General features: G+C 74.1%; 3 protein-coding genes and 1 pseudogene. 1 reads left to right on the top strand and 3 read right to left on the bottom strand.

The features are described 5' to 3' along the window. Positions 1-110: 110 nt before the first annotated feature. Positions 111-3,113 (bottom strand): AfsR/SARP family transcriptional regulator, encoded by a 3,003-nt coding sequence (locus GTW43_RS25995; protein WP_161304418.1) that lies wholly within the window; start codon positions 3,111-3,113, stop codon positions 111-113. A 268-nt stretch (positions 3,114-3,381) separates the two neighbouring features. On the opposite strand from GTW43_RS25995, the gene GTW43_RS25990 reads away from it, so the two are divergent. Further along, positions 3,382-3,582: a hypothetical protein gene (locus GTW43_RS25990; protein ID WP_161304417.1), complete on the top strand. Its 201-nt coding sequence runs from the start codon at positions 3,382-3,384 to the stop codon at positions 3,580-3,582. Positions 3,583-3,648: 66 nt separating this feature from the next. Here the strand turns inward: GTW43_RS25990 and GTW43_RS25985 are convergent, their stop codons facing one another. Then, a complete protein-coding gene (locus GTW43_RS25985; RefSeq protein WP_343246117.1) occupies positions 3,649-5,334 on the bottom strand; it encodes a GMC family oxidoreductase in 1,686 nt (561 codons plus the stop codon). Positions 5,335-5,401: 67 nt separating this feature from the next. Continuing rightward, a pseudogene (locus GTW43_RS25980) lies at positions 5,402-5,666 on the bottom strand (long-chain fatty acid--CoA ligase); the annotation flags it as partial.

Below are 5,666 nucleotides of genomic sequence, written 5' to 3'. Positions count from 1 at the left end.
CGTGAACAGCGAGGTCGGCCCGGACAGTCCCGTCGTGAACAGCGAGGTCGGCCCCGACAGCCCGGTGCTCAACAGCGAGGTCGGCCCCGACACCGCGCGTCCCTGACGCGTCAGCCGGCCTTGCGCGGCGCGGCGAGCACGCCCATCGCGGCGAACAGCTCGTCCGCGTCGGTGCGGTACTCCCGGGCCGCCGCCGCGTCCCCCAGCGCGGCGGCGGCGTGCGCCATCCCGTCGAGGGCGCGCGCCAGTTCCACCCGGCACTCGATGGAGCGGGCCCACCCGGCGGCGCTCCTGTGCAGCTCCATGGCCTGCGCGTAGGCCCCGCGGTGGCGGCGCAGCCGGCCGACGATGTTCTCGACCTCGCACCGCCGCAGCGTCGTGCCCCGGGTCCGCACCAGGTCCAGGGCCCGCTCCTCGTAGCCGGCCACCAGGGCGTGCCGGCCCAGGCGTTGCTCGGTGTCGGCGCTCAGCGCGAGGGTGAGCGCCAGGTCCTCCGGGATGGACGCCTCGTCGCCGAGGCTCAGCGCCAGCGAGAGGCTGACCGCGGCGGGCCGCGGCTCCCCCAGGCCGAGACGGGCGATGGCCAGGTCGTTGAGCGCCGGGATCTGGTTGGAGCGTTCGCCGTCGCTGCCGTGCAGTGCGACCGCCTGTGCGGCGGCCTCGGCGGCCTCCCGGAACCAGCCGAGGCACGAGTGGACCGTGCTCAGATTGGTCAGGGCCATCGCCTTGCGCATCGGGTTCTCGTGCAGTTCGACGCTGCGGACGAGCTGTCGGCGCCCCTCCTCGAGCTCGCCCAGGAAGGCGTTCAGGAGCCCGAGTTGATCGAGGCTGACCGCCTCCCCGTGGACGTCGCCACCGGCCCGCGCGAGGTCGAGGGCCTCCTGCGCCGACGCCAGACCGGCCCGGAACCGGCCGAGCTTCCAGTGCGCCGAGGTCAGGTTGGACAGGCCGGTGCGCAGGTCCTGCTCCACCCCGCGGCGCCGGGCGGAGTCCACCGCGAGCTGGGCGATGCGCTCGTACTCGTCGAACGAGCTGCGCAGGTTGAGGAAGAACATCACGTTGCGGGCCAGCGGGACGGTCTGCCGGTCGAAGCCGTGCTCGTGCGCGAGGGCGACCGCGTGCCGCAGCGCGGTGTCCTCCTGCGCGAGCCAGTCGCGCGCCTGGTCGGGGTCGCCGAGCGGGGGCAGTTCGGTGACCGGCGCGCCCCCGGGCACCGGGCGCCGCGCCCGCCGCGGGAAGAGCACCGTGCAGGCCTGCTCGGACGCGGCCACGTAGTAGTCGAGGATGCGGCCCGTCGCGGCGTGGTCGGCGTCCCGGGTGTCGTCCGTCCGCAGGCTCTGGGCGAAATTGCGCACCAGGTCGTGCAGCGTGTACCAGCCGAGCTGCTGCTGCTGGACGAGATGGACGTCGAGGAGCCGCTCCAGGATGTCCTCGGTGTCCTGGAGGTCCAGGCCGAACAGGGCGGCCGCGGAACGCGCGTCGACCTCGGTGCCCGGATGGAGTCCGAGCAGCCGGAACGCGGTGCGGTGCGCGGCGTCCATCGCCTGGTACGAGAGCTGGATCGTCGCCGCGACGCTGCGCTCGCCGGAGCTCAGCTCGCCCAGGCGCCGGGCCTCGTCGCCCAGCCGGTCCACGAGGTAACGGACCGTCCAGCGCGAGCGGTTGCGCAGCCGGGCGCTCGCGATCCGCAGCGCCAGCGGCAGATGACCGCAGAGCTCGGCCAGCGTGTCGACGGCCTCGGGCTCCGCCCCCGTGCGCTGCCCACCGAGCGTCTCGGTGAGCAGGGCCCTGCTGTCGGCGGGCGGCATCGTGCCGACGGAGATCCACTCGGCGCCGTCCAGATCCACCAGCCGGGCCCGGCTGGTGACCAGCACCAGGCAGTCGCGGGACGCCGGGAGCAGCGGTCTGACCTGCGCCGAGTCGAGGGCGTTGTCCAGCAGGAGCAGCACCCGCCGGCCGGCGAGCGTGGCCCGCCACAGCGCGGCCCGGCCCGACTCGTCCTCCGGGATCCGCTGGTCCGGTACGCCCAGGGTGCGCAGCAGCGCGCCGAGCGCGGCCGCGGGCTGCAACGGTTCCTCGCCGGGCGAGTACCCGCGCAGGTCGAAGCAGAGCTGCCCGTCGGGGTAGCGCTCGGCCAGCCGGTGCGCCGCGTGCACGGCCAGCGAGGTCTTGCCGCAGCCGCCCATGCCGTCGAGGGCCACGATCCGGGCGCCGTCGCGTCCGCCGCCGACCAGCTCGGTGAGCCGGTCGAGCTCGCTGCCGCGGCCGGTGAAGTCCGTCAGGTCGTACGGGAGCGTGGACGGCGTCACCGCGGGCGCGGGCACCGCGGCGGGGCCCGCGGGGGCCGGCCCGGCGAGCTCCTCGCTGTCGTGCAGGATCGCCTCGTAGAGCCGGGTGAGCCGCGGGCCCGGGTCGATGCCCAGCTCCTCGGCGAGCAGGCTGCGGACCCGGCCGAACTCCTCCAGGGACTCGGCCGCGCGGCCCGACCGGTACAGCGCGAGCATCAGCTGGCCGCGCAGGGTCTCGCGCAGCGGATGGTCGGCGATGAGTTCCCGCAGGTCCCCGATGAGCTCGCCGCTCTCGCCCTGGTCGAGGCGGATCTGCAGCAGCTGCTCCGCCGCGGCGAGCCGGCGCTCCTCCAGCGCGGTCCCCACGGCGCCGACCGTGTCCCCGCCCTGCCCGCCCATGACCGGTCCCCGCCACAGGTCGAGGGCGCCGCGCAGCAGCTCCGCCGCCTGGGCGGGCACGCCGGCCGCGAGCTCCTGGCGGGCCTGGGCGACGAGCCGGGTGAAGCGGCTCAGGTCCAGCTGGTCGCCGTCGACGACCGCGCGGTACCCCGGGCGCTCGGTGACGATCAGCGTGCTGCCGCCGGGGATGCGGCGGCGCAGGTCGGTGACGGCCTTGCGGATCTGGTGGACGGCCGTCGCGGGCGGCTCCTCGTCCCAGGCGGCCTCCACGAGCCGGGACACCGGGACCACCCGGCCCGGCTCCAGGAGCAGCGTGACGAGGATCCGCTCCTGGATGGCGCCGCCGATCCGCAGTCGCCGTCCGTCGGCCCAGACCTCCAGCACCCCCAGCACGCAGAAGTGAACCTGGCCCCCCGTGGCTTCCATCCCCGTTGTCCCTACTTCCGGTCGTTCCCCCAGCAGTCTGGATCCCAGACTCGCTCACGGAGAATAACCACAGGTCACAGAAGTATGGCGGCGTCACCAAGGCAAAACGGCCTGAGATACACGTCACGCTCCGGTCTCCGGACAGCACGCAGCGTCTCCTTCGCCTGGCCCCTGACAACGGGTGGCCGCGATGCGATGATCTTCCCGGCCGACGTGCGGGCAGGGAGATCCGCGACGACGACGCGTGACGACGACGGGGGACCACGGCATGGATGAGCGGCAGAGGCAGCAGGGACCGAGCGGACACACCCGCTACAACTGGTGGCTTCCGATGGCGTACGCCGCGGCCGTCGGGCTCACGAGCATGGCCGGGAACGACCGCGCGACGGGCATCGTCGCGGCGGCGGGCGGCATCCTGCTCGGCCTCTACTACGGTTTCGGCGCCCGCCTGAGCCGCGGCCGCCGCTGACACCCGCCGGGGCGGTCACCGCCACGGCCGCGCGCTGACGATCCGCGCTGACGGCCCGGCGCCGTCTCACCGGCGCAGCGCCCCGAACGCCCCCGGCGGTACGGCCGGGGCGTGCGGTGCGACCGGCGCCGTCTCCCGGTATTCGTCGCCGGGTGCGGGCCGCGGGTCCTGTTCGCCCTTGTTGGGCCAGTACGCCATGGCGCGCTCGGCCTGCGCCGTGATCGTCAGGGACGGGTTGACGCCGAGGTTCGCGGAGACCGCCGAGCCGTCGACCACGGAGATGCCGGGGTGGCCGTAGAGCCGGTGGTAGGCGTCGATGACGCCGGTGTCGGGGCCGTCGCCGATCGGGCAGCCGCCGAGGAAGTGCGCGGTGAGCGGCTTGCCCATGAGCTCGCCGAGGTTGGTGCCCGCGAAGCCGTTGAGGGACTCGGCGATGAGCCCGGCCGCCTCCCAGCCCTCGGGGATGTGCACGGGGTTGGGCCGGCCGTGCCCCTGCTCGGCGGTGAGCAGCCCGCGCCGGGTCAGGCTCGTGGTCAGGGAGTTGTCGTGGGTCTGCATGACGAGCCCGATGATGGTCCGCTCGGACCAGCGGCGCAGCACGACGGTGCGGGCGACGAGCACCGGGTGGGCGAGGAGGGCGAGGGCGGCGGCGACCGGCTTGGGCAGGTTCTGCCGGTACTGCGGGACGCAGATGAGGGCCATGAGGTTGGAGCCCTTGCCGTAGCGGACGTTCTCGATGTGCGTGGTGGGGTTCGGGTGGACGGACGAGGTGATGGCGACGCCGCGGGTGAAGTCGATGTCCTTGCGGCCGAGCCGGCGCGGCCAGGTGAGGGCGCCCACCAGCGCCTCGGAGTTGGTGCGGGTCAGCACGCCGAGCCGGGCGGAGAGGCGGGGCAGGGTCCCGTCGGACTTCATGCGGTGCAGCAGGGTCTGGGTTCCGTAGGTCCCGGCGGCGAGGACGACGCGGCGGGCGCGCAGCACGGTCCGCGGGCCGCGGCGCCGCTTGTCCGTGGGCACGGTCGTGACCTCGTACGTGCCGTCGTCGCACTCGCGCACCGCGGTGACGGTGGTCAGCGGGCGGACCTCGGCGCCGGCCCGTTCCGCGAGGTGGAGGTAGTTCTCGGTGAGGGTGTTCTTGGCGCCGACGCGGCAGCCGGTCATGCAGGAGCCGCACTCGGTGCAGGCGGTGCGGGCGGGCCCCGCACCACCGAAGTAGGGGTCGGGGACCTCGGTGCCGGGCGGGGCGGTCGCCGTACCGTCGGCGTCCTGCCCGTCGCCGAAGAACACGCCGACGGGGGTGAGGCGGAAGGTGTCCCCCGCGCCCATCCGCCCGGCTGCGTCCCGCAGCAGCTCGTCGGCCTCGGTGGTGGTCGGGTTGGTGCGCACGCCGAGCATGCGGCGGGCCTGGTCGTAGTAGGGGGCGAGTTCGCGCTGCCAGTCGGTGATGCCGGCCCACTGGGGGTCGCGGAAGAAGGGCGGCGGCGGCACGTAGAGCGTGTTGGCGTAGTTGAGGGAGCCGCCGCCGACCCCGGCGCCCGCGAGCACCATGACGTTCTTCATCAGGTGGATGCGCTGGATGCCGTACATCCCGAGGCGGGGCGCCCACAGGTAGTCGCGCAGCTTGAGGGAGGTGCGCGGCAGGGTGTCACGGGTGTAGCGGCGGCCGGCCTCCAGGACCGCGACCCGGTAGCCCTTCTCGGTGAGCCGGAGGGCGGAGACCGAACCGCCGAATCCGGAGCCGACGACGATCACGTCGTGGTCCGTGCCGGGACCGGGCTCGGCCGCAGGACCGGGCTCGGGCTCGTGCTCGGGCTCGTGCTCAGGCACCGTAGAGCTCCTCGATCTCGCGCGTGTACGCCGCCGTGACCGCGGCTCGTTTGATCTTCAGGGAGGGCGTGAGCAGGCCGTTGTCCTCGGTGAACTCGCCCTCGATCAGGGTGAATCTGCGGATGGACTCGGCGCGCGAGACCGCCTCGTTGGCGTAGTCGACGGCCTTCTGGACGGCGGCGACGATGCGCGGGTCCGCGATGACCTCGGACAGCGGGGTGTCGGCGGGCATCTTGCGCACGCTCAGCCAGTGGGCG

This window comes from Streptomyces sp. SID5785, from assembly GCF_009870065.1.
In the GTDB taxonomy this organism is placed as follows: Bacteria; Actinomycetota; Actinomycetes; order Streptomycetales; family Streptomycetaceae; genus Streptomyces.
The sequence above is the reverse complement of the archived record's forward strand: the minus strand, read 5'-3'. Positions and strand labels throughout refer to the sequence as shown.